Below are 226 nucleotides of genomic sequence, written 5' to 3' on the forward strand. Positions count from 1 at the left end.
GGGCAGCACTTCCTCATCAGCATCGAGCCCGTCAGCCAGCAACGCGAACGACAGGTCGCCGCTGCCGCCCGCGAGATGATGCACTTCAAGACGTTCAATCTGCTCGCGCAACTCGGCCTCGCTGGTCAGAAGCGTCGGCACGGCGACCAGCGTGCGCAGCGATGACGGCACGCCCGCCGTCAGTTCGAGCCCGGGTAACGTGACTGCGCCGAAACCCCATGTCACC

General features: G+C 65.9%; 1 protein-coding gene. It reads right to left on the reverse strand.

Features of this window, described 5'->3' with window-relative positions:
- Positions 1-226 (reverse strand): hypothetical protein (locus tag ACYPXD_RS28930; RefSeq protein ID WP_459708486.1); only part of this gene is annotated, 226 nt, incomplete at both ends.

The sequence above is a fragment of the Paraburkholderia sp. 2C genome (genome assembly GCF_054589215.1).